Origin of the sequence: Mycolicibacterium tokaiense, assembly GCF_010725885.1 — a bacterium.
GTDB classification, from domain to species: domain Bacteria; phylum Actinomycetota; class Actinomycetes; order Mycobacteriales; family Mycobacteriaceae; genus Mycobacterium; species Mycobacterium tokaiense.
Window position 1 is genome coordinate 1,175,318 of the sequence record NZ_AP022600.1, and the last position, 23,398, is coordinate 1,198,715.

Sequence of the window (23,398 nt, forward strand, 5' to 3'; positions counted from 1 at the left end):
CCGACGGTGGCGCCCCGGCCGCAGCCATGACGAGCTACCCTGCACGCACCCTCCTTGGCCCGACCCGGAGAAAGTGTCGTCCGTCTTCCTACTGCTCAGTAGTAAGACGGACCACAGGAATGTACCCGATGCCGCGGCGGGCGTGTACCGCATCTGCACGATTAACCCTCCGCCGTCACCGGCACATAATTTGCGCCCTGGTCAACTCTTAGAATCCGATTCGAGAAATGGTCTCTATCAGGCGGTTTCGGGGCCAGAATCTACACTGAAGCGGCTGCGCAATTCGGTTTTCAGAACTTTGCCAGCCGGGTTGCGCGGCAATGCGTCGACGACCTCGAGCCCGCGCGGGTGCTTGTACCTGGCCAACCGCTCGTTGAGAAAGTCCTCCAGATCGGCCAACTGCAGACCGGGGGTATCCGGTGTGACAGCTATGACGGCCACCGGCACCTCGCCCCACTTCTCGTGGCTGCGGCCGATCACTGCCACCTCGGCGATGGCCGGGTGCGCGGCCAGCACGTTCTCCACCTCAGCGCAGTAGATGTTCTCGCCGCCGGAGATGATCATGTCCTTCTTGCGGTCGACCACCCAGACGTAGCCGTCGGCATCCATGCGCACCAGGTCCCCGGAGTGGAACCACCCGCCGGCAAACGCCTCGGCGGTGGCTTCCGGGTTGTTCCAGTACCCCGCCATCAGAGTCGGTGCGCGATAGACGATTTCGCCCACCTCACCCACCGGCACGTCGTTCATGTCCTCGTCGACCACCCGTGCGGACACCGTGGGAATCACCTTGCCCACCGAGCCCAGCTTGCGAATGGCGTCCTCCCCCAACAACATGCACGTCACCGGCGACATCTCGGTCTGCCCGAAGGCGGCCAGGATCTTGGCGGCGGGGAAGGTGTCGGCCATCTCGCGCAGCAGGGTGTCCGATGCGGGTGCGGCTCCCCAGGAGATCACCCGCAGCGCGAGATCGCGCGGGGTAACCTTCTGGGCGGCGCACACCGCCTGCCACTGCGCGGGCACCAGGAAGATGCCGGTGACGCCCTCTGTCTGCAGCAGATCCAGTAATTGGTGCGGGTCGAAGGCCCCGAGCGGGTTGATCACGGTGGGACGACCGAGGGTGAGCCCGACGAGCATGTTGGCGATCCCGGCGATGTGGAACAGCGGGACGCCGATGAAGCCGACATCGGTGTTGATGTCGGCGCCGTTGGTGTACAGCATCGTCATCGTCTGACCGGTCAGGTTGGTGTGCGTCAACACCGCACCCTTGGGCCTGCCGGTGGTTCCCGAGGTGTACATGATCAGGGCGGGGCTGTCGCCCGGTACGTCGGCGGGCGGCGCCGGGTCTCCGGCCTCGGCCAGCAGGTCCTCGTAGCCCAGCTGGCCATCGGCGGTGGGAGCACCGGCCACGATCACGGTCTCCAGCGTCGGCGCCAGCTCCCGCACCCCCGCGGCCACCGGGGCCAGCATGGGTTCGGTCACAACCACCCGGGCGTCGCAGTCGGAGACCAGGAAGGCGAGCTCGGGCGGGGTCAGCCGGAAGTTCACCGGGACCGCGATCGCGCCCAGGTAGTTGGCCGCCAGGAAGGACTCGACGAATTCCGTGCGGTTGAGCATCAGGATCATCACGCGGTCGCCGGCCCGCACCCCGCGGCGCGCCAGCGCTGCGGCCAGCGCACCGACTCGGCGGTCCAGCTCGGCCCAGGTGGTGGTGTGTCCCTGATAGCGCAGGGCGGTGCTCTGCGGCTGCATGAGGGCATGGCGGCTGAGCTGGGTGACCCAGTTCTGGCGGCGAGCGAGGTAGGGCTGGGTGGCAGGTGTTTCGGTGATCGCCTGGCCGGTCAACTGTGCGGTCAACGCTCGGCACCCCTTCTCGATCCAACTTGCGTGGATCTTACATTTGATCAAACATTGTGTTGTCCCGGTCACAGTAAAGCGTGAGCGCTGGGCAGACAACCCCCGTAGTCACATCGAATCCGAGGGCGAGGGCGACGTTGAACGCACCGGCAGGGACCCGTCGTGGCGGCGTGCGCCGCACCCAGCTCTCGGATGAGGTGGCCGGCCGGCTGCGCGCCGAGATCATGTCCGGAGTGCTCAAACCCGGCAGCTACATCCGGTTGGACGAGACGGCCGCGCAACTCGGGGTCAGCATCACCCCGGTGCGTGAGGCGCTGCTGACGCTGCGCGGCGAGGGCATGGTGCAGCTGGAGCCCCACCGTGGCTATGTCGTGCTGCCGATGAGCCGCCAGGACATCGCCGACATCTTCTGGCTGCAGGCGACCATCGCCCGGGAACTCGCAACCAGCGCCACCGCCCGCATCACCGACGAGCAGATCGACGAGTTGGAGCGCCTCACCGACGCACTGGCCGAGGCGGTGGACGGCGCCGACTCGAAGGCCGTGGTGGCCGCCGAGTTCGCGTTCCATCGCGCCTTCAACCGGGTGGCGGGCCGAATCAAGTTGGCCTGGCTGCTGTTACACGTGGCCAAGTCCATGCCCGCGCTGCTCTACGCGGCCGACCCCGGCTGGGGCGCGGACGCGGTGACCAACCATCGCGACCTGATCGCCGCGCTGCGCACCAGGGACGTCGCCGCCGCCGTCGCGCACACCGAGTGGCAGTTCAACGACGGTGCCGACCGGCTCACGGAGGTCTTGGAGCGCAGCGGGATCTGGGAAACCTAGTTACTCAGCTGCTCCGCGCGGTTCTTCAGGTTGTTCGCCAGGTGGTCGAGCGCCTCGTTGACGACCTTTTTCACCATCATGGCCGGCACCGGAACCCCGAGGTCCACCTCGACGTCCATGTCGACGGTGAGCAGCGACGTCGAACCCATGCCGACGACGGAGAACAGCTGATCCTGCTTGGAGAAGTGATCACCCTGCTGCATCACGGTCTGGATCTGGTTGGGCTGCGGGTAGTAGACGGCCTGGATGTAGGTGCCGTCATTGCCCTGGACGGAGGCGTCCAGGCGCAGCTGGCTGGGCCGGCCGTCCGGGTACCGGTGCAGGATCCAGCAGCCCTTCACCTCTTCGTTCCATTGGGGATAGGCCTCGAAATCGGCCACGATGCCCAGGATCACGGACTCCTCGGCCGCGACCTCGACCGTCTTGCTCACCAGCGGCATGGCGTCACCTTATCTCTGTGCGGTGCTGCCTTCGCCCAGCGGTGACTCCACCCGCGTCTTCTCGTCGCGGATCAGTCCGCGCAGCAGCGCGGTGCTGAATTCGGCGGCGATCTCCGGGGCCGAACGGCGGCCGTGGGGCCGCAGCCAGCGGTAGGCGCCGAGCGTCATCCCGATGTAGCCCAGGGCCAGCACGTGGGAGTCGCACGCGTAGAACTCGCCGCTGGCGATGCCCCGGTCGATCAGGCCGTGGACATGCTCGTAGACCTGGGCTTCCTTCTCCTTGATCTCGGCCACCTGCTCTTCGGTGAACCACTCGCTGATGTAGGGCTGCTCCTGGAAGTACACCGCTGCGCCTTCGGGATTGGCCGCGATCTGCGTGAGCAGCCGCACGGTGTACTGGTAGAGCGCCTCGCGGGCCGTCCAGGTGGGGTCGTCGTGCACCGCGGCCAGGGTGTTGTCGGCCGCGCGCTGGTAGATGTCGTAGAGAATGAGCGACTTGCTGGCGTAGTAGTGGTACACCGTGGCCTTGTTCAGCCCCACCACGTCGGCGACATCATCCATCCGGGTGCCGTGGTAGCCGCGAGCGGCGAACAGCTTGGTGGCGACGGCCAACAGCTCCTCGCGGCGGGTCAGCCCGTTTTCTGATGCCATGGTTCACTCTTTCTGCGGCCCCGACGGTCGGCGCCCTATCAATCAGTTGGTTGGCTAGTTTATCCCCATCGAACGCTGTCGTACTGCCGCCTCGGGTGACTACACTGGTCACACCGGTACCGCTGGGAGGCATCTGATGGATCCGAACCCGGATTACGACGCGAGCGACGAGATCGAGTACTTCTTCTCGTGGTTCCCCTGGGCGCTGCGCGGCGTGTACCCACCCCCGGCCTACCCGCCGGTCTGAGCGTCGAGGGCGTGCGCTCCCCCAACACCTGCTGGCTCACCGACATGGACGGCGTGCTGGTGCGCGAGGAACACGCGCTGCCCGGTGCAGCGGAATTCCTGCAGCGACTCGTGGACAAGGGCCGACCGTTCCTGGTCCTGACCAACAACTCGATCTTCACGCCGCGCGATCTGGCCGCCCGGCTGGCCCGCTCCGGACTGACGGTGCCCGAGGAAGCGATCTGGACCTCCGCATTGGCGACGGCCACGTTCCTGCACGACCAGCTGCCCCGCGGCTCGGCCTACTGCATCGGTGAGGCGGGGTTGACCACCGCGCTGCACGAGGTCGGCTACACCCTCACCGACGTCGGACCGGACTTCGTGGTGCTCGGCGAGACCCGCACCTACTCCTTCGAGGCCATCACCAAGGCCATCCGGTTGATCGGCGAGGGCGCGCGGTTCATCGCCACCAACCCCGACGTCACCGGCCCCTCCGCCGAAGGCCCTTTGCCCGCAACGGGTTCCGTCGCGGCACTGATCACCAAGGCCACGGGCCGGGAGCCCTATTTCGTGGGTAAGCCGAATCCCATGATGTTCCGCAGTGCGCTCAACCGCATCGAGGCCCACTCCGAGGAGACCGCGATGATCGGCGACCGGATGGACACCGACGTGGTGGCGGGCATCGAGGCCGGACTTGACACCATCCTGGTGCTCACCGGGTCGACCACCGAAGCCGACATCGACCGCTACCCGTTCCGCCCCGGTCGCGTGCTGCCGTCCATCGCCGACGTCATCGAACTCGTCTGAGCCACGCCGAGGCGTAATCCCTTGCGACGTGGCGCGGCGTGTTGCCGCAAGGGGTTACGTGTCGCGGAGGCTAGGCGGCGGCGGCTTTCACGGCGCGGCCCACCTCGGCACGCAGGTCGGCGTACTCCGGGGAGCGGCGCAGCTCGTCGGGGTCGACCCCGGTGCGCGGCAGGTCCACCGGAATGTCCAGTGCCACCTGGCCCGGCCGCCGGGTCAGCACGACGATGCGCGAACCCAGGAACGCCGCCTCGTCGGCGCTGTGCGTGACGAACACCGTGGTCCGGCCCGACTCCGCGCTGACCTGTCGCACATCCTCCTGCAACCGCTCGCGGGTCAGGGCGTCCAGTGCGGCGAACGGCTCGTCGAGCAGGAACAGCGGCGTCTCCGCCGCCAGCGCGCGGGCGATCGCGACCCGCTGCTGCTGGCCGCCGCTGATCTCCCAGATCTTGCGCCCCGCAGTGCCTTCCAGCCCCACCCGCTCGAGCAACTGGTCGCGGCGCTCCGCCCGCCGCTCGCGCGGCACCTTGGCATACTTGAGCGCCAGGTCGATGTTGCCGCCGACGGTGCGCCACGGGAACAGCCGCGGCTGCTGGAACACCACACCGGCACTCACCCCGGGCGCGGGCGGTGAACCCGACACGTCAACCGCACCTTCGGAGGGCTGCTCGAAGCCGGCGATCAGCCGCAGCAGCGTGCTCTTGCCGCAGCCCGACGCCCCGACCAGCACCAGAAACGCACCGGGCTCGACGTCGAGATCCACCGGACCCAGCGCGGTCACCTCGCCGCTGCCGCGGCCGTAGCGGTGGCTCACGTTCTGGATGCGGACCCGCCCGTCGCTACTGGTTGAGGACATCCGGTAAGCCCTTGGTGTAGATCGCCTTCTGGAACGTCTCCAGCGGCGCGGCGGCCGGGATCTGCTTCTGGTCGGCCAGGAACTGCGAGGCGCTCTCCAGGTTGGCCGCGATGTTGCCCACCGCACCGTCGCTGCCCAGCCACTCAGCCGACGCCACCTCAGCCGGGGTGAGGTACACCCCCTGCTTGAGCTGGCCCGCGGTTTCCTCAGGGGTCAAACCGATTTCGGCCGCAATGGCCTTCGCGGCAGTCTCCGGCTCATTGGCGATGACGTCGAGTGCCCGCGCCTCCTGCTGACGCCAGATGTCGACCACCTCGGGATGGGCCTCGGCGAACTCGGTCGACACCACGCCCAGGTCGAGGGTGGGCTTGCCGTCGGAGGCCAACTGCCTGCTGGTGATCAGGTCCTTACCGCCTGCGCGCAGTTGGTCCAGCGTCGGCAGCCAGGTGTAGGCCGCGTCGATGTCGCCACGCTCCCACGCTGCCAGAATGGCTTGCGGCTGCAGGTCCACCAGCTGCACATCGGCCGGGGTCAGGCCGTTCTGGTCCAGTGCCGCCAACAGCGAGTAGTGCGCGGTGGAGGCGAACGGCGTGCCCACCCGCTTGCCGCGCAGATCGGCAATGCTGTTGATGTCGCTGCCGTTTCGGGCCACCAGAGCCTCGTTGTCGCCGGCCACGTCGAGCACGAAGGCCACCTGGTACGGGATGTTCAACGGCTCGGACAGACCGCGGGCCACCGGGCTGGAGCCCAGGGCACCGAAGTCGAGCTCCTTGGCGATGAACGCCGTGTTGACGTCGGCGCCGGAGTCGAACTTGGTCCACTTGATGTTGTAATCCGGCAGGGCCTCTTCGAGCCACTTGTTGTTCTTCACGATCAGATCCCCACTCGGGAAGGTCTGGTAGGCGATGCGGATGGTTTGCTTCTCCGCGTCCTGCCCCGAGTTGTCCACCGCACACCCGGCCAGCCCCAATGCCGAGACCGCAAGGGCGGCAACCAAAGCCTTCAGTGTCATATTCTCCCTCTCCATGGGACGGCGCGCCGCTCCAGCGCGCGAAGCAGGCTGTCGATCACCAGGCCCGAGATCCCGATGGCGAAGATCCCGACCAGTACGACGGGGGTGTTGTTGTAGTTGCTGGCGTCCTTGACCAGGCCGCCGATGCCAGGGATGCCGTTGAACAGCTCGGCCGCCACCACCGACGAGTACGCCATGCCGACTGCCAGGCGGATGCCGGTGAAGGTCTCGGGCAGGGCCGAGGGCACCACCACATCGCGGATCACCTGGCTGCGGGTGGCGCCCAGCGCCCGGGCGGCTTCCTGCAGCCCCACCGGCGCGGCCACCACGGCCGCGGTGGTGGCCACGGCCGCCGGCGGCAGCGCGGCCAGGGCCAGCAGCGTGATCTTGGGTGCCTCGTCGATGCCGAGCCAGATGACCAGCAGGAAGAAGTAGGCCAGCGGCGGCAGTGCGCGCAGGAACGTCAGCCACGGCTCCAGCACGCTGCGCACCCAGCTGATCGACCCCATCACCAGCCCCAGCGCCACCCCGACCGTCACACCGATGACCACGCCGATGAGCACCCGACGCAGGGTCATGTAGAGGTGCTCCCACAGCAGGTAGCCGGCGTAACCGCGGACCCCGTCGTGGATGCTGGAGATGGTGACGAACGCGTCCCAGACTGCACGCGGGTAGGGCACGAACGTCTGGTTCCACAGCCCGCTGGCGGCGGCCAGTTGCCAGGCCACCAGGAAGATGACCACCGACAGCAGCGGCAGGGCGGCGCGGATCAGCCGGCCTTTCCACCGGCTCTCGCCGCGGGACACCGGCGACTGCGTGGACGCGGCCTCATCAGGAGCGATGTCGACAAAAACGGACACGGTAGGACTCTCTGTGTGACGGGACAGCAAAGCTGCAGGGCGCGTGAAGGCGCTTCAGCAACAGCGGCAGTCGATGACCGTCGTCCCAGGCACGTCGTGAATCAAACCGGCGTCAGGCGAAGGTGACCAGAGTCAGACTCAACGCGAGTTTAAGTCTCGCCCCTACAGCGCGACGCGCCACTGGTTCAGTGACCAGCGCTGCGCCGTCGGCAGCGTGTCGCGCACTGCGGCCACCACGCCGGGCCAGGCGTACTCGTCGAAATCGTCGCCGGTCAGCCACCCGCCGGGCACCACCTTGGGCCGCCAGGCGGTGATGTCGGCGACCACACTGTCGTAGTCGTGCCGGGCGTCCAGATGAACCCAGGTCAGCGACTCATCGGGGAACAGCGCCGCGGCGGCCAGCGAGTCCGAGATCAGGATCTGTACGGAATCGGCTGCGCCGCAAGCGATCACGTTGCGGTGCAACAGCCCGGCCATGGTGCCCGCGCCGTGCTCCACCGCGGGACGGTGGGCGTCGATGTCTCCCACCCCCTCGGGACCGCTGCCGCGGCAGGTGTCGACGCCCAGTACGGCGATGTCCCGGCCACTGGCCGCCACCACCTCGGCCAGCGAACACAGGCTTTTCCCGAGATACACCCCGACCTCGACAAACCGGCTGCCGTCGGGAAAGTGTGCGACGGCCTCTTCCTGGCCGTCGCGCCACTGGAACCAGCCCGGGATGTCCCGCCAGGTCGAGACCGGGCGATCGAAGTTGCGGGTGGGGGCGGCAGGCGACGCTTCTGGCATGGACGTTCCATACCCCGAACCCGGGGTGCTCATGCCACCGTGGCGGCGGTGGACACCCGACGGTAGAGCTCCGTCATCTGAGCACGCACCCTGGCCAAGAGCTCCCGACGCCGGGCTGCCACGGACGGGCCGGTGGCCACCTCCGCGGACAGGGCCGCGGCAACTGCCCGGTGCAGGCTCGCCGCGTCCAGCCCGTCGGGGCGGTAGGTGTAGACCGGAAAGCGTTGCTGCTCATGGAAATAGCCGTTGTCCGGGACGACGGCGCAGACGCCGGCGTCATAACATGCCTCGATCCACCCCGAATGGGTGCCGAACCGATAGGGCAGCACCATCACGTCGATCTCCGCGAGATAACGCCGGAGCGCGTCGTCGGTGAACCGTGGATGCACCCGCACGTCCACCCCCGCGGCGACATAGGCGTCCAAGCGGTCGCGGGTGGCTTCCCCGGACCGGGGAGAGCGCAGCACCGCCTGGTCGAGGTCCAGGCGCAACCGCCACCGGTCGCCCGCCCGGGGCAGCAGTGCGTCGAGTACCGGCCACGGGTCGATGTTGGCCCGTAGTGACTTGGCATGGACGGCCACCACCTGCTGTGTCCGAGGCGGGCGGGGCACCCCGATGTGCTCGGGGGCCAATACCGGCGGGTGGGGCGCCACGACGGCGCTGCGGCCCCACCGGCGCTGCACCTCGGCGGCGGCGCCCTCGGTCAGCGTGATCACCTCCGCCGCGGCGGCCACCAGTATTCCCAGGCGTTCGAGATGCTCCCCGACCTCGCGGAAATGCGGATTGTGCAGGTCATGGACGGTGACCACCAGTGGTACCCGTCGCTGGTCGAGCAGGGCGACCACCTGGGCCAGCACCGCCGGCGGGGTGGCGTCGAACCCGAAATGCACATGCAGCACGTCGACGTCGGCCAGGTGTGCTTCCAGATACTCCGGCTCGAAAAACCGTGGCGGCCACCACTGTCCGGGCAGGGTCGCCGTGGGCGGAACCGGGTCCGGCAGCAGCCGGACGTGCTGCGGGTCCACCACCGCGCGGACATACGGGTGGGCGGCGGGAACCGACGCCAGCGAAATCACTCCGCGACTGTACCCACCGGCACCGACATCTACGCTGGACGAAGTGAGCAGCGACCCCGGCCGCACCTGGCACTACCGCGACTTCTACCGGCCGGCCGGCACCCCGGCCGCCGAAGACCTGCCGTTGTGGCTGGTGGTGGGCAATTGCCAGGCCGAGGCGCTGCGACAGGTGCTGGACGCGGTGCCCAACCGGCCCTACCGCACCGCGCGGATCCCCCCGGTGCACGAACTCACGGCGGCCGATCTGCCCCACCTGCGCCGTCTGCTGTCCGAGACCGCGGTGCTGGTCAGCCAGCCGATCCGCGACGACTACCGCGATCTGCCGATCGGCACCGCCCAGCTGGGTGCGGCATTGCCGCCCGGCGCGACCACGGTGCGCTGGCCGGTGATCCGGTTCAGCGGCCTCCACCCGTTCCAGGTGATCGTGCGCCATCCCGCCGACCGTTCGGTCACGCCCCCGGTGGTCCCCTATCACGACCTGCGCACCCTGGTCGCGGCCCGCGATGGCCTGGACGTCGACGATCTGTGGGACGTGGAGGTGCCACCGGCGGCCATCCGGGCGGTGGCGCAGGCCAGCGTGGCCGAGCTGGCCCGCCGGGAGCGGCGCGACACCGACGTCGGGGTTTCCGACGTCCTGGCGCGTCACGGCGCCGGCGCCGCCCACACCATCAACCACCCCGGCAACCCGGTGCTGGGTGACCTCGCCGCGCGGATCCTGGCCGTGCGGGACGTCGACGCCGTGGTGCCCGATCCGCCGCGGGTCCTGTTGTCGTCGGTGTACGCACCACTGGAGACGCGGGTGCTGTCGGCCCTGGGCATCGAGGCGCCGGCGCGCGAGCAGTGGACGGTGCAGGGGCTGCCGGTCTCACCCCAGCAGGTGCACATCACCCAATTGTTGTGGTACCGAGAGAATCCGGACTACATCACGCTGGCCGAACAACGCCACCACGTGGTGCTGGACCTGCTGGGCCTGAACCCGGCGGGGGTGTCGTGACCGCAACGGTGACCCACCTGGTGGTCGGCCCCCCGCGCCACGGCGTGGTCCAGTTCGGCCTGGACCTGCACACCGCCATGGTGGCCGCGGGCGCGGCGTCGCAGCTGGTGGCGGTCGAACACCCTGACGAGGTGCACTGGGCGACACCACCTGCGGCGGTGCATCTGCAGTTCACCGACCGGCTGTTCGGCACCTCCCCCGAGCAGGCGGCCGCCACCGTCTCGACCATCGTGGCTCCGCTGGTGGCGGCGGGCTGCCGCGTCACCGCCACCCTGCACGACCTGCCCCAACCGTCGGACGGCCGCAACGCCGCCCGGCGGGCACAGGCCTACGCGGCGGTCTGCGCGGACGTCCACGCAGTGGTGGTCAGCAGTGAGCACGAACGCCTGCTACTCGGCGCCGATGCCCCGCCCCGCACCGCGGTGATACCCCTGCCGGTGCATACAGTCACCGCCGAACCCGTTGTGGGCGAAGCGCTGTCGGTGGGGATATTCGGCTACGTGTACCCCGGCAAGGGACATCACGAGGTGCTGTCCGCGTTGGGCGAGCTGGGCTCAGATGCCGAGCTGGTGGCCATCGGCGCACCGTCGGACGGGCACGCCCACCTGGTGGACGACCTGCAACAGCGGGCCCGCGAGTGGGGAGTGCGGTTCCGCATCACCGGCTACGTCACCGATCGGCTGCCAGAACTGTTGCAGGCCATCACCGTTCCGGTGGTGGCGCACCGGCACATCTCCGCGTCGGGCTCGCTGAACAACTGGCTGGGTCTCGGTCGGCGACCGCTGGCGCCGGCACATCGCTACACCGAGGAGATCGCGCGCCGTAACCCCGACGCCGTGCAGTTGTACCCCGACACCGACTTCGGTTTGCGCTCTGCGCTGCAGACCGCCCTTGCGGCCCCCGCGAGCACCTGGTTGCCGGCTTCGACGGTGTGCCGTCCGACGGCCCGGGACGCCGCCCTGGAATATGCACGGACCCTGAGGCAGTGGTACCGATGACAGCCCCGATTCCGCTGCCGGACAACCGGTTCACCGTGCCGGGCAACCGGTGGGACTTGGTGCACCCCGGAGGGCGGGAGCCCACCGTCGCCGTGGTGATCGCCCACTACAACCAGCAGAACGAGCTGGGCCTGACGCTGGAAGCGCTGCGGCTGCAGGACTATCCGCAGCAGCTGATCACTGTGGTGGTGGCCGACGACGGTTCCGCACAGGCCCCGGTGGTGCCTGCCGGTGTCGTGGTGGTCCGCCAACCGGACGAGGGGTTCCGCGCCGCCGCGGTGCGCAACCTCGGCGCGCGGGCCGCCGACGCCGAGATCCTGTGCTTCCTGGACGCCGACACCGTGCCGGAGCCCGGCTACGTGCGCAACATCGTCGCCCTGCCTGCGGTGCTGCCGGACGCTCTGGTGGTGGGCCGGCGCCGGCACGCCGATCTGACCGGACTGACACCCGAGGACCTGCCCCGCTGGTGGGCCGGCGAGCTGACCCCGCCGGAGTTGACCGAGCCTACCTGGCTGCGTGACGAATACGAGCGCAGCGGGGATCTGCTGCGGCTGGACCACCGCTCCTACCGCTACCTCATCAGCTCCGTGATGTGTTGCAGTGCAGAGCTTTTCCACGATCTCGGTGGATTCGACGAGAGCTTCGTCGGGTACGGCGGCGAGGACTGGGAATTCGCCCACCGTGCCCTGTCCGGCGGCGCGGTGCTGCACCATGCCCGCGGGGCCGTGGCCTGGCATCACGGACCGGACTGGGCGGGCCGGTCCGTCGAGGACAGACGCACGCAGAAGAACGCCGAGGCGCTGGCGCTGGCCCGTCGCATCACCGACCCCGACGCGCGCACACACGGATTGCACTACGCCCTACCCGATGTCGCGGTCCGGATTGCCGGCGACGGGCACACCAGCGCCTCACTGCTGCGCACCGTGAGTTGCTTCCTGCACTCCGACGCCGGCATCTGGGTCGACGACGGCGCCCTGCTCGATGACGTCGGCACCGACGATCCCCGGCTGCACCGCGGCGACATCCCGGCAGAGGTGCTGGCGCGGTGCCGCTTCGTCGTCGACGTCAGCGGCCGCGCCGTCCTGGCCACTCCGGCACTCACCGCGCTGCTGCGGCGGTGCGCGATCCCGGGGGTGGGACAGGTGTCGGTGAGCACCGACGGCGCCGAGGTGATCTGCCGGTCGTCGTGGGCGGTCAACCGAGCACGCCGGCGGACGGTGCCGCTCAACCAGATCAGCGACGCCGTCTCACTCAGCGGTGCCGAACTCGGGCTGTCCTGCGGCGAGGCGGTACCCGACCTGTCGTGGTGACGGTCGAACTACACCGATACAGTGTGTGACCCAGGTAACCGCCCGCTTGCGGCGGACCTTCCGTTTCCTACACTGACGTTTTTGCTCAACGCCTTGGGCCAGGCAGATCAGATCGGACACACAACGTGATCATCGGTATTCCGCGGGAGTCCCTCGCCGGCGAAACACGCGCCGCTGCGACGCCGCAGACCGTGGGACAGCTCATCAAGCTCGGCTACAGCGTGGTGGTGGAGTCCGGGGCCGGTGCCGCCGCCAGCTTTGCCGACGCCGCCTACGTCGAGGCCGGGGCCGAGATCGGCTCCCCCTGGAACGCGGACATCATCCTCAAGGTCAACGCTCCCGATGACGCGGAAATCGCCGCGCTGCGCGATGGGTCCACCCTGGTCAGCCTCATCTCCCCGGCACTGAAGCCCGAGCTGGTCGACAAGCTCGCCTCCCGGCCCATCACCGTGCTGGCGATGGACGCCGTGCCGCGCATCTCCCGCGCGCAGTCGCTGGATGTGTTGTCCTCGATGGCCAACATCGCCGGCTACCGCGCCGTGGTGGAGGCCTCCCACCGCTTCGGGCGGTTCTTCACCGGTCAGGTGACGGCGGCGGGCAAGGTGCCGCCGGCCAAGGTCCTGGTGGTCGGTGCCGGAGTCGCCGGCCTGGCCGCCATCGGCGCCGCCGGCAGCATGGGCGCGGTGGTGCAGGCCACCGATCCGCGCCCGGAGGTTGCCGATCAGGTGCGCTCCCTGGGTGGTGAGTACGTCTCCGTCGACCCGAACGCCGGCGAGGTGTCGGCCACCGGTTACGCCAAGGAGATGGGCGACGACTACAAGGCTCGCGAGGCGCAGCTGTACGCCGAGCTGGCCCGTGACGTCGACATCATCATCACCACCGCGCTGATTCCCGGCCGACCCGCCCCGCGCATCATCACCGCCGACATGGTGGCCGCGATGAAGCCGGGCAGCGTGATCGTCGACATGGCCGCTTCCAACGGCGGCAACGTCGAGGGCACCGTCAAGGACCAGGCCGTCGTCACCGACAACGGCGTGACGATCATCGGCTACACCGATCTGGCCGGGCGGCTGCCGTCGACGGCCTCCCAGTTGTACGGCACCAACCTGGTGAACCTGCTCAAGCTGCTCACCCCGGGCAAGGACGGCCAGCTGGTCCTGGACTTCGACGACGTTGTGCAGCGCTCGGTGACCGTGGTGCGCGACGGGGAGATCACCTGGCCGCCACCGCCGGTCCAGGTGTCGGCGGCACCGGCAGCGGCCGCCACCGCCACCTCGGTGGAGAAACCCGCACCCAAACCGCCCATGTCGGCGCAGCGCCGCCTCGGTCTCACCTTCGCTGCCGCCGCAGCCCTGTTCGTGCTGATCGCCCTGTCGCCGGCGGCCCTGCAGGTGCACCTGGTGGTGTTCGCGCTGGCGATCGTCATCGGCTACTACGTCATCAGCGGTGTGCACCACGCGTTGCACACCCCACTGATGTCGGTGACCAACGCCATCTCGGGAATCATCGTCGTCGGCGCGCTGCTGCAGATCGGCACCGGTGACCTGGTCATCACGGTGCTGGCCACCGTGGCCATTCTGCTGGCCAGCATCAACGTCTTCGGCGGTTTTGCCGTCACCCGCCGCATGCTCGCGATGTTCTCGCGCAGCTGACGCCCTCCTCGACCCTTTTCCCGAAACGGATCCCTGCATGCTTTCTCTCGAGACCACGGCCACTGCGGCCTATGTGGTGGCGGCGCTGCTGTTCATTCTCGCGCTCGCCGGCCTGTCCAAACATGAAACGTCCAAGTCCGGCAACACCTTCGGCATCGCCGGCATGGCGGTGGCGCTGATCGCCACGGTGGTGCTGGCCATCGGTCGCGACATCGAACCGCTGGGCCTGGTGCTGCTCCTGGCAGCGATGGCCATCGGCGCGGCGATCGGCCTGTGGCGGGCCAAGGTCGTCGAGATGACCGGCATGCCCGAACTGATTGCGTTGTTGCACAGCTTCGTCGGTCTGGCCGCGGTCCTGGTGGGCTGGAACGGCTACCTGCACATCGAGGCACACCCCACCGGGGCGGACACCCTCGAGATGGCCGCCGAGGGCATGCTGGGCATCCACTCGGCCGAGGTGTTCATCGGTGTGTTCATCGGCGCGGTGACCTTCACCGGTTCCATCGTGGCCAACCTCAAACTCTCGGCGCGCATGAAGTCCGCGCCGATGATGTTGCCGGGCAAGAACTTCCTCAACGTCGGCGCCCTGGTGGTGTTCGTCGCGCTCACCGTGTGGTTCGTCATCTCACCGGCGCTGTGGCTGCTGATCGTCGTCACCGTGCTGGCACTGCTGCTGGGCTGGCACCTGGTGGCCTCGATCGGCGGCGGCGACATGCCGGTGGTGGTCTCGATGCTCAACAGCTATTCCGGCTGGGCTGCCGCGGCGTCGGGCTTCCTGCTGGGCAATGATCTGCTGATCATCACCGGTGCCCTGGTCGGCTCGTCCGGTGCCTTCCTGTCCTACATCATGTGCAAGGCGATGAACCGCTCGTTCATCTCCGTCATCGCGGGTGGTTTCGGGATCGAGGCCGGCCCGGCCGAGGACAAGGATTACGGCGAGCACCGCGAGATCACCGCCGAGAGCGCGGCCGAACTGTTGTCGAACGCGCGATCGGTGATCATCACCCCGGGCTACGGCATGGCCGTGGCCCAGGCCCAGTACGGTGTGGCCGACCTGACCCGCAAGCTGCGCGAGCGCGGCGTCGATGTGCGTTTCGGCATCCATCCCGTCGCCGGCCGGCTGCCCGGGCACATGAACGTGCTGCTGGCCGAGGCCAAGGTGCCCTACGACATCGTGCTGGAGATGGACGAGATCAACGACGACTTCGACAACACCAGCGTCGTGCTCGTCATCGGCGCCAACGACACCGTGAACCCGGCCGCCTCGGAGGACCCGGGCTCACCCATCGCCGGCATGCCGGTGCTGACGGTGTGGAACGCCGACAACGTGATCGTCTTCAAGCGGTCCATGGCCTCGGGTTACGCCGGCGTGCAGAACCCGCTGTTCTTCCGTGAGAACACCCAGATGCTCTTCGGCGACGCCAAGGACCGCGTCGACGCCATCAACGCGGCGCTGTGAGCAACCCGTAGGTCACCAGCGTCGCCAGCTCGGCGTAGGCCTCGGCGTCGCTCAACCCGGTGGACTCCCGCACGCCCCGCTGCTGGATGCGCACCATCATCGTCGCGATCAGGTCGCCGGCGAACGAGGCGTGCACGTCGCGGTAGATACCCGCGCCGACACCTTCCTCGATGAGCTGCCGGACCCGCGTCGCCGCTGACCGGGTGTTGGCCTCGTACACCTGGCGGGATCCGGCGTTGGCGTTGAGGTCGGCCATGAAGACGTCCGAGGCGACGGCCAGTTCGTCGCCGACGGCGGTCAGGTAGGCCGCGACCCGCTCGGTGCGGGCCAGGGCCAGCTTCTCCTCGACGGCGGCGGTGGCGCGTTTGAAGAAGTGCACGCTCACCCGTCGCACCAGCTCGTCCTTGCTGGAGGCCAGGGTGTAGAGGGTGGATTTCGAGCAGTGCAGCCGCGCGGCGATCTGGTCGAGGGTCAGGTGCGCAAATCCCTCGGCCAGGAACAGCGCCAACAGCTCGTCGAACAGCGCCGTCCGCCGGCGTGTCGCGAAATCCATCTCGCGATAGTACTGCGAAGAGCTTTCCAGTACTGTTCGGCAGTGATACTGCAAGCCCGTCCCCAGTACTGATCGTGAGAGGTGTGCCGTGCCGGTCGACCGTCTGCTCCCCACCGACGAAGCCCACGAGCTGATCGCGCTCACCCGCGACATCGCCGACAAGGTGCTCGACCCCAGGGTCGACCAGCACGAGAAGGACGAGACCTATCCCGACGGCGTGTTCGCCCAACTGGGCGCCGCGGGGCTGCTCAGCTTGCCGCAGCCCGAGGAGTGGGGCGGCGGCGGCCAGCCGTTCGAGGTGTACCTGCAGGTGCTCGAGGAACTCGCCGCCCGCTGGGCCGCGGTGGCCGTCGCGGTCAGCGTGCACAGCCTGTCCTCGCATCCGCTGCTGGCCTTCGGCAGCGACGAGCAGAAGCGGCGCTGGCTGCCCGGCATGCTCTCCGGTGACCAGATCGGCGCCTACAGCCTGTCCGAGCCGCAGGCCGGCTCCGATGCCGCCGCGCTGACGTGCGCCGCCCGCTCCGACGGCGACTCCTACGTCCTCAACGGCGCCAAGTCCTGGATCACCCACGGCGGGGTGGCGGATTTCTACACGCTGTTCGCGCGCACCGGCGAGGGCTCGCGGGGCATCTCCTGCTTCCTGGTGCCCGCCGATCTGCCCGGGCTGAGCTTCGGCAAGCCCGAGGAGAAGATGGGCCTGCACGCGGTACCCACCACCTCGGCGTTTTACGACAACGCCCGCCTCGACGCCGACCGCCTCATCGGAGCAGAAGGCCAGGGTCTGTCGATCGCGTTCTCCGCATTGGATTCCGGCCGGCTGGGCATCGCGGCGGTGGCCGTCGGCCTGGCCCAGGCAGCGCTGGACGAAGCCACTCGCTACGCCAACGAGCGAACCACGTTCGGCCGCAAGATCATCGACCACCAGGGGCTCGGGTTCCTGCTGGCCGACATGGCTGCGGCGACGGTCAGCGCGCGGGCCACCTATCTGGATGCCGCCCGCCGCCGCGACCGGGGTCTGCCGTACGGCCAGCAGGCCAGCGTGGCCAAGCTGGTCGCCACCGATGCCGCCATGAAGGTCACCACCGACGCCGTGCAGGTGTTCGGCGGCGCGGGCTACACCCGCGACTACCGCGTGGAGCGGTTCATGCGTGAGGCCAAGATCACCCAGATCTTCGAGGGCACCAACCAGATCCAGCGACTGGTGATCGCACGGGGTATGACGGACGGGTGAGTTCTGCCCCGCTGCCCGGCTGGTCCGTGCCGCTGTTCTTCATCGTCGGTGCACTCTCGCAGTACCTGGGCGCGGCCATCGGGGTGTTCCTGTTCGACACCACCGAGCCGGCCACCGTGGCCTGGCTGCGGGCCGCGGCCGCGGCCGCGGTCCTGGTGCTGTGGCGACGACCGTGGCGGGTGCGCTGGACCAGACGGACGCTGATGACCACCACCGGCTTCGGCGCCGTGACGGTGGGCATGAACGTCGCGTTCTACGAGGCCATCGCCCGCATCCCCCTGGGCACCGCAGTTGCCATCGAGTTCGCCGGACCGGTGGCGGTGGCGGCGCTGGGATCCCGACGACCGCGTGACATCGCCGCGGTGGCCCTGGTGGCGACGGGAGTGGTGCTGCTGGCCGGCGTGCAGGGCGGCTCGGACCTGATCGGCGTGGGCTTCGCACTGATCGCGGCCGCGCTGTGGGCCGGCTACATCCTGCTCGGCAAGGTGGTCGCCGACACCGGTGACGGCCTGGACTCCCTCGCGGTGGGCATGGCCATCGCGGCGGCACTGCTGGCGCCGGTGCTGCTGGGCCTGCAATGGCAGACCGACGCCTCGGTGTTCGCCGACCCGCAGGTGTGGCTGCTGGGCGCCGGGGTGGGTGTGCTCTCCAGCGCCATCCCCTACGCGCTGGACCAGCGGGTGCTGACCACCATCGGTCGCGCCCGCTTCGCCCTGCTGCTGGCCCTGCTGCCGGCCACCGCCGCCGTGGTGGGTGCGGTGGTGCTGGCCCAACGGCCCACGGTCGCCGAGCTTGTCGGCATCACGCTGGTGATGGCCGCACTGGTGTTGTCGAGCTCGAAGGCACCGTGACGGTGGTCGTGGCGCCCCCACCCGGGGTCTCGGTGACCACGAGCGTGCCGCCGGTCGATTCGACCGCCACCACCAGCGACGCCAGGCCGATGTGCCCGGCGGCCACCGATTCGGCCAGCACGGCGGGGTCGAACCCCACCCCGTTGTCGGCGACGCGTAGCACCAGAGTCGGCCCGCCCCGGAGCTCCAGCGTCAGGCGGGTGGCCTGAGAGTGCTTGTGCGCGTTGGCCAGCAGCTCACGCGCCGCCCGGTACAGCAGGGCCTGCGCGGACGGCTTGCCCACGTCGTCGAGCGCGGTGTCGACCGGCGTGCCGGTGCGCCGGTGATGGTCGTCGGCCAACTCCTGGATCGCGGCGGCCAGACCGACCTGCGCCAGCACCGTCGGGTGCAGGGTGGCCACGGTGCTGCGCAGCTGGGACATGGTGTCGCGCAGGGCCGACTCGATACGGTCGAGCACGGCCTCGGAGTGCCCGTCCCGCAGATCCTCGAGGTCCAGCTTGACCGCCAGCAGGTTCTGCAGGGGTCCGTCGTGCAGCCGCTCAGCCAGTGCGCGACTGTGGCGTTCGTCGGCCAGCAGGGACTCGGCGACCAGCTGCCTGCGCACCTCCATGAGCCGGCGCACGCGCGCCGCGCGGCGGGTCAGCACCACGCACAGCGCCGTCGTCGCCGCCGCCAGCCACAGCAGACACCCCACCTGCACGTACACCACGTCCGGCAGACCCACCTGGTCGTCACGCTTGGAGTAGACGATCCACGCCACCAGATACCCGACCGCACCGCCGATCCCCAGCCCCGCGGTCAGCCACGGCCGGTCCAGGAACGCCACCGATATGGGCAGCAGGAAGAACACCGGCAACAGCCACGCCGTCGCCCCGCCGGACACCAGGCACAGCGCCAGCACCGCCAGCACGTCCATCCCGGTGGAGGCCCAGCCCGCCCAGCGGGGCACCGGCCGCGTCATCACCCGCGCCAGCCACGCCGTCGCTGCCAGTGCGTAGAGCACCAGCACCGCGGCGTAGGCGCCGGGCAGCCAGTGCTCGACGGCCTGCACGTACACCAGCAGAGCGATCAGGGCGATCAGCGGCAGCCGCAGCACGGCGGCCACCCGGACCGGGTCCGTGGAGAGCAGGTCGGGTGGGCGTAACACGGGTTATTCCAACAGCCCGCGGCGCATCGCCTCGGCCACCGCGGCGGCGCGGTCGCTGACGCCGAGCTTGTCGTAGAGCCGCTGCACGTGTGTTTTGACCGTCGACGGGGCCAGGAACAACTCCTCGGCGATGGAGGGGATGCTGCGGCCGGCCGCGATGAAACCCAGGACCTCGCGTTCGCGCGCACTCAGCGTCGGGCCGGCCGGTTCGGCGCGGCGGCGGATCTCCACGGCCAGCCCGGAAGCCAGCCGCGGTGCCACGATGTCGCGGCCTTTCGCGCAGTCCAGCACGGCGCTGACGATCTCGGCCCGCGTCGACTCCTTCGGCAGGAAGCCGGCAGCGCCCTGCTGCAGCGCGTGGTAAACCACCGCCGGGTCGTCATGCGCCGACACCAGCAGCACCCGGGTCGGCAGAGCGTCGCGTGTCACGGCCGCGGCCACCTCGGCCCCGTCGAGCCCCGGCATCTGGTGATCCAGCAGGGCCACGTCGGGGCGGTGGTCTCTGATGGCAGTCAGGGCAGCCACGCCGTCGGGCGCCTCGGCCACCACCTCGATGGTGTCGCTGCTGCTCAACGCACGGACCAGACCGTCGCGGAACAAGGGATGGTCGTCACCCACCACCACGCGCACCCGGTCTGTCGGCATGGCTGGCAGCTTTCCACACCTGCGCTGTCCCCCGATCGGTGGACAGCCGATTCCACCTGCTCATCCACCGGTGAGCGGACAGACGCGGCGCCCCCGCCGCGAGAGAGTTGTCTCAACGGAAAACGAACGAAACAAGGAGAACCGCCATGAAGCTCTTCACCAATCAGAAGGTCGCCCGCTACGTCGCCGCCCCGATGATCGGGCTGAGCATCCTCGGCGGCACCACCCTGGGCTTCACCGACTTCGCCAATCCGGCGACCGGAGATCCCGGGACCAGCCAAACCATCACCGGTGCATCAGGATTCGGCAACGGCGCCGCCTGACACCCCACCGCATCTCACGCCGGTCCAGCGCCGGCGGTGCGGTCGCCCCGCGCGGTGAGCCGCAGGCTCACGACTCATCTGCCGCGGTGGCGGGTGGCCACCGTCTCCAGCCCACGGTGGCCACCAGAACGTGACACCTCCGACCCCTCGACGAAAGGCAGGTATCGATACGACAGCCGACATCGCTCCTAACTCCGTATTTTCCTTCACGCCCCGGCGCACACCCTCGCGCCGGGGCGTGGGGGTTTTCCGGGCGTGTGACCGCGCCCTGAACCGCCCTCGACGCGTGTCATATCGTGGCGGTCATGGACTTCGCGATGTCGGCCAAGGCGCAGGATTACCACCGGCGGCTCACCGCCTTCATGACCGACCACGTGATCCCCGCGGAGGCGGCCTACGACGCCTACCGCGAGCAGGTGGGCCCCAAGGACTTCACGGTGCCGCCCGTGGTCGAAGAGCTCAAGGTCAAGGCCCGCGAGCAGGGGCTCTGGAACCTCTTCCTGCCCGCCGAGTCGGGACTGACCAACCTCGAGTACGCACCGCTGGCCGAGTTGTCCGGCTGGAGCATGGAGATCGGGCCCGAGGCACTCAACTGCGCCGCCCCCGACACCGGCAACATGGAGACGTTGCATCTGTTCGCCACCGACGAGCAGCGCACGCAGTGGCTCGAGCCGCTGCTGGCCGGCGAGATCCGCAGCGCGTTCTCCATGACCGAACCGGCGGTGGCCTCCAGCGACGCCCGCAACATCCAGACCGAGATCGTCCGCGACGGCGACCACTACGTCATCAACGGCCGCAAGTGGTGGACCTCGGGCGCCAACGACCCGCGCTGCAAGATCCTCATCGTGATGGGCCGCACCAACCCCGAGGCGGCCAGCCATCAGCAGCAGTCAATGATCCTGGTGCCGGTGGACACTCCCGGTGTCCAGATCCTGCGCTCCACCAGCGTTTTCGGTTGGCAGGACCAGCACGGGCACGCCGAGATCGTCTACGACAACGTTCGCGTGCCCGCCTCGAACCTGTTGGGCGAGGAGGGTTCCGGCTTCGCCATCGCCCAGGCCCGGCTGGGCCCCGGCCGTATCCACCACTGCATGCGGGCCATCGGCGTGGCCGAACGCGCACTGGCACTGATGGTGGACCGGGCCAACACCCGCATCGCGTTCGGCAAGCCGCTGGCTGATCAGGGTGTGGTGCAACAGCAGATCGCGTTCTCCCGCAACGAGATCGACCAGGCCCGGCTGCTGTGCGAGAAGGCGGCGTGGACCATCGACCAGCACGGCAACAAGGAAGCGCGCAACCTGGTGGCCCAGATCAAGGCCGTCGCACCGCAGATGGCGTGCAACGTGATCGACCGGGCCATCCAGGTGCACGGCGGCGCGGGCATCAGCGACGACACCGTGCTGGCCCGGATGTACGGCTGGCACCGCGCGATGCGCATCTTCGACGGCCCGGACGAGGTGCACCTGCGTGCCATCGCCCGCGCCGAGGTGGGTCGCGAGAAGAGTGCCCTGGCCGCGGCGGTGACGCCGAAGTGACCGGTCTGAGCGGCGCCTGGAACTTCCGCGACGTCGCCGAGACCGCCGGCATCACACCGGGGCTGCTGTTTCGCTCCGGAGAGCTCAGCGGCCTCGACGACGACGGGCGCAACAGCCTGCAACAGTTGGGGATCGGGGACGTGGCCGATCTGCGCTCCGCCATCGAGGTGGACAAGCACGGCCCGGGCCTGGTGCCCGGCGGGGTGCAGATCCACCTGCTGCCGTTCATCGAGACCGTGGTCACCGACGGCGAGGCGCCGCACGAGCATGCCTTCCAGCGGCTGATGACCGAGAAGCCTTCCGACGAGTCCACCGAGGCCGCCGCCCGGCGCTACATGGCCGAGGAGTACCGCGGCTTCGCCAAGGCGGCGGGCGCCCGGCTGGCCGTGCACCGGGTGATCACCCTGCTCGGAGATCGCCGGCCGCTGCTGGCGCATTGCTTCGCCGGCAAGGATCGCACCGGCTTCACCGTCGGGGTGGTGCTGCGCGCGGCCGGCGTGGAACGTGACGCGGTGATGGCCGACTATCTGGCCAGCAATGCCGCCGCCGCATCCCTGCGAGCGCAGATCATCGACCGGATCCGCACCCGGTTCGACGGTGAGATCCCGCCGGAGATGGCGGAGTTGACCGAGGCCCGGCTCTCCGACGACGTGCTCGGCGTGCACGAGGAGTATCTGGACGCCGCGTGGGTCACCATCGACGAGCAGTTCGGCTCGCTGGACGCCTACCTGACGGCATCGGGTGTGACGGCCGAGGACATCACCAGGCTCAGGACTGCGATTTCGGCGCGCTCGTAACCGCTCAGCGGTTGGCAGCGCGCCGAAATCACAAAAGAACCACGGCGCAGACCCAGACGACGGTCGACGCCAGAGCACCGAGCAGCTCGACGCCCACTGACAGCGCCACGCCTTTGAGGGCGTGCACGGTCGAGACCCAGGCCCGGGTGGCATCACGGCGCACCCCGAGTTCGGCCAGGTACACCCCCAGGATGAACCCGAGGAACAGGCCCAGCACCGGGATCACGAAGAACCCGATGACTCCCAGCACCGCTCCCAGCACCAGGCTGCGGGTGCGGACGTCGGCTTGGCGCATCCGTTTGACGGGCCAGACGTACTTGATCACCTCGGCTGCGATGAACAGCGCCGCCACGACGCCCAGCGTGCCCCAGGACGCGGTGGTGCCTTCGACCCAGGCCCACACCGCGATGGCTCCGAAGACCAGCAGCCCGCCGGGCAGGATCGGCACCACGATGCCGACCAGCCCGACGGCGATCGTCAGTGCAACAAGGACGATCCCCAACGTACCCACACCG

The 23,398-nt window shown here is 69.1% G+C and carries 24 protein-coding genes and 1 pseudogene; 13 read left to right on the top strand and 12 right to left on the bottom strand.

Annotated elements, in window-relative coordinates:
* Positions 1 to 237 precede the first annotated feature (237 nt).
* Positions 238 to 1,854 (bottom strand): fatty-acid--CoA ligase FadD5, encoded by a 1,617-nt coding sequence (gene fadD5, locus G6N58_RS05610; RefSeq protein WP_170314328.1) that lies wholly within the window; start codon positions 1,852 to 1,854, stop codon positions 238 to 240.
* 137 nt (positions 1,855 to 1,991) lie between these two features.
* Here fadD5 and G6N58_RS05615 point away from each other — a divergent pair, with 137 nt between their 5' ends.
* Entirely contained in the window at positions 1,992 to 2,678 is a 687-nt protein-coding gene (locus tag G6N58_RS05615; protein WP_232067744.1) for a GntR family transcriptional regulator, read from the top strand.
* On the opposite strand, the gene G6N58_RS05620 is transcribed toward G6N58_RS05615, so the two are convergent.
* Complete coding sequence (locus G6N58_RS05620) at positions 2,675 to 3,118, bottom strand: SRPBCC family protein (RefSeq protein WP_115279419.1); 444 nt, start codon at positions 3,116 to 3,118, stop codon at positions 2,675 to 2,677. The two genes, G6N58_RS05615 and G6N58_RS05620, sit on opposite strands and share 4 nt — an antisense overlap.
* Before the next feature lie 9 nt (positions 3,119 to 3,127).
* A complete protein-coding gene (locus tag G6N58_RS05625) occupies positions 3,128 to 3,769 on the bottom strand; it encodes a TetR/AcrR family transcriptional regulator (protein ID WP_115279418.1) in 642 nt (213 codons plus the stop codon).
* 136 nt (positions 3,770 to 3,905) lie between these two features.
* Here G6N58_RS05625 and G6N58_RS30725 point away from each other — a divergent pair.
* A pseudogene (locus G6N58_RS30725) lies at positions 3,906 to 4,016 on the top strand (CAP domain-containing protein); the annotation flags it as partial.
* Between the two features lie 11 nt (positions 4,017 to 4,027).
* The gene (locus G6N58_RS05630) at positions 4,028 to 4,801 is read left to right on the top strand and encodes an HAD-IIA family hydrolase (protein WP_115279416.1); all 774 of its coding nucleotides are present in this window, start codon (positions 4,028 to 4,030) and stop codon (positions 4,799 to 4,801) included.
* A gap of 70 nt (positions 4,802 to 4,871) precedes the next feature.
* Here the strand turns inward: G6N58_RS05630 and G6N58_RS05635 are convergent, their stop codons facing one another.
* The 5 genes from G6N58_RS05635 to G6N58_RS05655 all read right to left on the bottom strand — a co-directional run bounded on the left by G6N58_RS05635 (position 4,872) and on the right by G6N58_RS05655 (position 9,388).
* Positions 4,872 to 5,654 carry an ABC transporter ATP-binding protein gene (locus G6N58_RS05635; RefSeq protein WP_115279415.1) on the bottom strand — a complete coding sequence of 261 codons (783 nt, stop codon included), beginning with the start codon at positions 5,652 to 5,654 and terminating at the stop codon, positions 4,872 to 4,874.
* Positions 5,638 to 6,666, bottom strand: coding sequence for a taurine ABC transporter substrate-binding protein (locus G6N58_RS05640; RefSeq protein ID WP_115279414.1), 1,029 nt, complete (start codon positions 6,664 to 6,666; stop codon positions 5,638 to 5,640). Before G6N58_RS05640 ends, G6N58_RS05635 begins: the two co-directional genes overlap by 17 nt.
* Positions 6,663 to 7,526: an ABC transporter permease gene (locus tag G6N58_RS05645; RefSeq protein WP_115279413.1), complete on the bottom strand. Its 864-nt coding sequence runs from the start codon at positions 7,524 to 7,526 to the stop codon at positions 6,663 to 6,665. The genes G6N58_RS05640 and G6N58_RS05645 overlap by 4 nt, the downstream gene beginning before the upstream one ends.
* Positions 7,527 to 7,688: 162 nt before the next feature.
* Positions 7,689 to 8,312 (bottom strand): class I SAM-dependent methyltransferase, encoded by a 624-nt coding sequence (locus G6N58_RS05650; protein ID WP_115279412.1) that lies wholly within the window; start codon positions 8,310 to 8,312, stop codon positions 7,689 to 7,691.
* 29 nt (positions 8,313 to 8,341) lie between these two features.
* A complete protein-coding gene (locus G6N58_RS05655; RefSeq protein ID WP_163907932.1) occupies positions 8,342 to 9,388 on the bottom strand; it encodes a glycosyltransferase in 1,047 nt (348 codons plus the stop codon).
* Positions 9,389 to 9,431: 43 nt separating this feature from the next.
* Here G6N58_RS05655 and G6N58_RS05660 point away from each other — a divergent pair, with 43 nt between their 5' ends.
* The 5 genes from G6N58_RS05660 (at position 9,432) to pntB (ending at position 15,801) form a co-directional block, all read left to right on the top strand.
* A complete protein-coding gene (locus G6N58_RS05660) occupies positions 9,432 to 10,382 on the top strand; it encodes a WcbI family polysaccharide biosynthesis putative acetyltransferase (RefSeq protein ID WP_115279410.1) in 951 nt (316 codons plus the stop codon).
* Complete coding sequence (locus G6N58_RS05665) at positions 10,379 to 11,380, top strand: glycosyltransferase family protein (protein WP_115279409.1); 1,002 nt, start codon at positions 10,379 to 10,381, stop codon at positions 11,378 to 11,380. The genes G6N58_RS05660 and G6N58_RS05665 overlap by 4 nt, the downstream gene beginning before the upstream one ends.
* On the top strand, positions 11,377 to 12,690 hold the full coding sequence (locus tag G6N58_RS05670; protein ID WP_163907934.1) for a glycosyltransferase: 1,314 nt from the start codon (positions 11,377 to 11,379) through the stop codon (positions 12,688 to 12,690). The genes G6N58_RS05665 and G6N58_RS05670 overlap by 4 nt, the downstream gene beginning before the upstream one ends.
* Before the next feature lie 125 nt (positions 12,691 to 12,815).
* Positions 12,816 to 14,342, top strand: coding sequence for a Re/Si-specific NAD(P)(+) transhydrogenase subunit alpha (locus G6N58_RS05675; RefSeq protein WP_115279407.1), 1,527 nt, complete (start codon positions 12,816 to 12,818; stop codon positions 14,340 to 14,342).
* 37 nt (positions 14,343 to 14,379) lie between these two features.
* The gene (pntB, locus tag G6N58_RS05680; RefSeq protein ID WP_068918966.1) at positions 14,380 to 15,801 is read left to right on the top strand and encodes a Re/Si-specific NAD(P)(+) transhydrogenase subunit beta; all 1,422 of its coding nucleotides are present in this window, start codon (positions 14,380 to 14,382) and stop codon (positions 15,799 to 15,801) included.
* Here pntB and G6N58_RS05685 read toward each other — a convergent pair.
* Positions 15,785 to 16,354, bottom strand: coding sequence for a TetR/AcrR family transcriptional regulator (locus G6N58_RS05685; RefSeq protein WP_115279406.1), 570 nt, complete (start codon positions 16,352 to 16,354; stop codon positions 15,785 to 15,787). The two genes, pntB and G6N58_RS05685, sit on opposite strands and share 17 nt — an antisense overlap.
* An 88-nt stretch (positions 16,355 to 16,442) precedes the next feature.
* On the opposite strand from G6N58_RS05685, the gene G6N58_RS05690 reads away from it, so the two are divergent.
* Together G6N58_RS05690 and G6N58_RS05695 are read left to right on the top strand one after the other, a co-directional pair.
* Positions 16,443 to 17,585, top strand: a complete 1,143-nt coding sequence (locus tag G6N58_RS05690; protein WP_115279405.1) for an acyl-CoA dehydrogenase family protein — start codon at positions 16,443 to 16,445, stop codon at positions 17,583 to 17,585.
* Positions 17,582 to 18,436, top strand: coding sequence for an EamA family transporter (locus G6N58_RS05695; RefSeq protein WP_068918969.1), 855 nt, complete (start codon positions 17,582 to 17,584; stop codon positions 18,434 to 18,436). The genes G6N58_RS05690 and G6N58_RS05695 overlap by 4 nt, the downstream gene beginning before the upstream one ends.
* On the opposite strand, the gene G6N58_RS05700 is transcribed toward G6N58_RS05695, so the two are convergent.
* Positions 18,387 to 19,583 carry a sensor histidine kinase gene (locus G6N58_RS05700; RefSeq protein ID WP_115279404.1) on the bottom strand — a complete coding sequence of 399 codons (1,197 nt, stop codon included), beginning with the start codon at positions 19,581 to 19,583 and terminating at the stop codon, positions 18,387 to 18,389. The genes G6N58_RS05695 and G6N58_RS05700 overlap by 50 nt on opposite strands.
* A 3-nt stretch (positions 19,584 to 19,586) precedes the next feature.
* The gene (locus G6N58_RS05705) at positions 19,587 to 20,228 is read right to left on the bottom strand and encodes a response regulator transcription factor (RefSeq protein ID WP_068918971.1); all 642 of its coding nucleotides are present in this window, start codon (positions 20,226 to 20,228) and stop codon (positions 19,587 to 19,589) included.
* A gap of 146 nt (positions 20,229 to 20,374) precedes the next feature.
* Here G6N58_RS05705 and G6N58_RS05710 point away from each other — a divergent pair, with 146 nt between their 5' ends.
* The 3 genes from G6N58_RS05710 to G6N58_RS05720 all read left to right on the top strand — a co-directional run bounded on the left by G6N58_RS05710 (position 20,375) and on the right by G6N58_RS05720 (position 22,883).
* Positions 20,375 to 20,551 (top strand): hypothetical protein, encoded by a 177-nt coding sequence (locus tag G6N58_RS05710; RefSeq protein WP_163907936.1) that lies wholly within the window; start codon positions 20,375 to 20,377, stop codon positions 20,549 to 20,551.
* A 305-nt stretch (positions 20,552 to 20,856) separates the two neighbouring features.
* Positions 20,857 to 22,086 (top strand): acyl-CoA dehydrogenase family protein, encoded by a 1,230-nt coding sequence (locus G6N58_RS05715; RefSeq protein WP_232067745.1) that lies wholly within the window; start codon positions 20,857 to 20,859, stop codon positions 22,084 to 22,086.
* On the top strand, positions 22,083 to 22,883 hold the full coding sequence (locus G6N58_RS05720; protein ID WP_115279403.1) for a tyrosine-protein phosphatase: 801 nt from the start codon (positions 22,083 to 22,085) through the stop codon (positions 22,881 to 22,883). The genes G6N58_RS05715 and G6N58_RS05720 overlap by 4 nt, the downstream gene beginning before the upstream one ends.
* Before the next feature lie 28 nt (positions 22,884 to 22,911).
* Here the strand turns inward: G6N58_RS05720 and G6N58_RS05725 are convergent, their stop codons facing one another.
* A complete protein-coding gene (locus tag G6N58_RS05725; protein ID WP_115279402.1) occupies positions 22,912 to 23,394 on the bottom strand; it encodes a DUF456 domain-containing protein in 483 nt (160 codons plus the stop codon).
* Positions 23,395 to 23,398: the final 4 nt, after the last annotated feature.

Coding starts and splice junctions, on each gene's coding strand:
- G6N58_RS05620 (WP_115279419.1), bottom strand. CDS start 3,118: ATGCCGCTGGTGAGCAAGACGGTCGAGGTCGCGGCCGAGGAGTCCGTG.
- G6N58_RS05625 (WP_115279418.1), bottom strand. CDS start 3,769: ATGGCATCAGAAAACGGGCTGACCCGCCGCGAGGAGCTGTTGGCCGTC.
- G6N58_RS05635 (WP_115279415.1), bottom strand. CDS start 5,654: ATGTCCTCAACCAGTAGCGACGGGCGGGTCCGCATCCAGAACGTGAGC.
- G6N58_RS05640 (WP_115279414.1), bottom strand. CDS start 6,666: ATGACACTGAAGGCTTTGGTTGCCGCCCTTGCGGTCTCGGCATTGGGG.
- G6N58_RS05650 (WP_115279412.1), bottom strand. CDS start 8,312: ATGCCAGAAGCGTCGCCTGCCGCCCCCACCCGCAACTTCGATCGCCCG.
- G6N58_RS05670 (WP_163907934.1), top strand. CDS start 11,377: ATGACAGCCCCGATTCCGCTGCCGGACAACCGGTTCACCGTGCCGGGC.
- pntB (WP_068918966.1), top strand. CDS start 14,380: ATGCTTTCTCTCGAGACCACGGCCACTGCGGCCTATGTGGTGGCGGCG.
- G6N58_RS05685 (WP_115279406.1), bottom strand. CDS start 16,354: ATGGATTTCGCGACACGCCGGCGGACGGCGCTGTTCGACGAGCTGTTG.
- G6N58_RS05705 (WP_068918971.1), bottom strand. CDS start 20,228: ATGCCGACAGACCGGGTGCGCGTGGTGGTGGGTGACGACCATCCCTTG.
- G6N58_RS05710 (WP_163907936.1), top strand. CDS start 20,375: ATGAAGCTCTTCACCAATCAGAAGGTCGCCCGCTACGTCGCCGCCCCG.
- G6N58_RS05715 (WP_232067745.1), top strand. CDS start 20,857: ATGGACTTCGCGATGTCGGCCAAGGCGCAGGATTACCACCGGCGGCTC.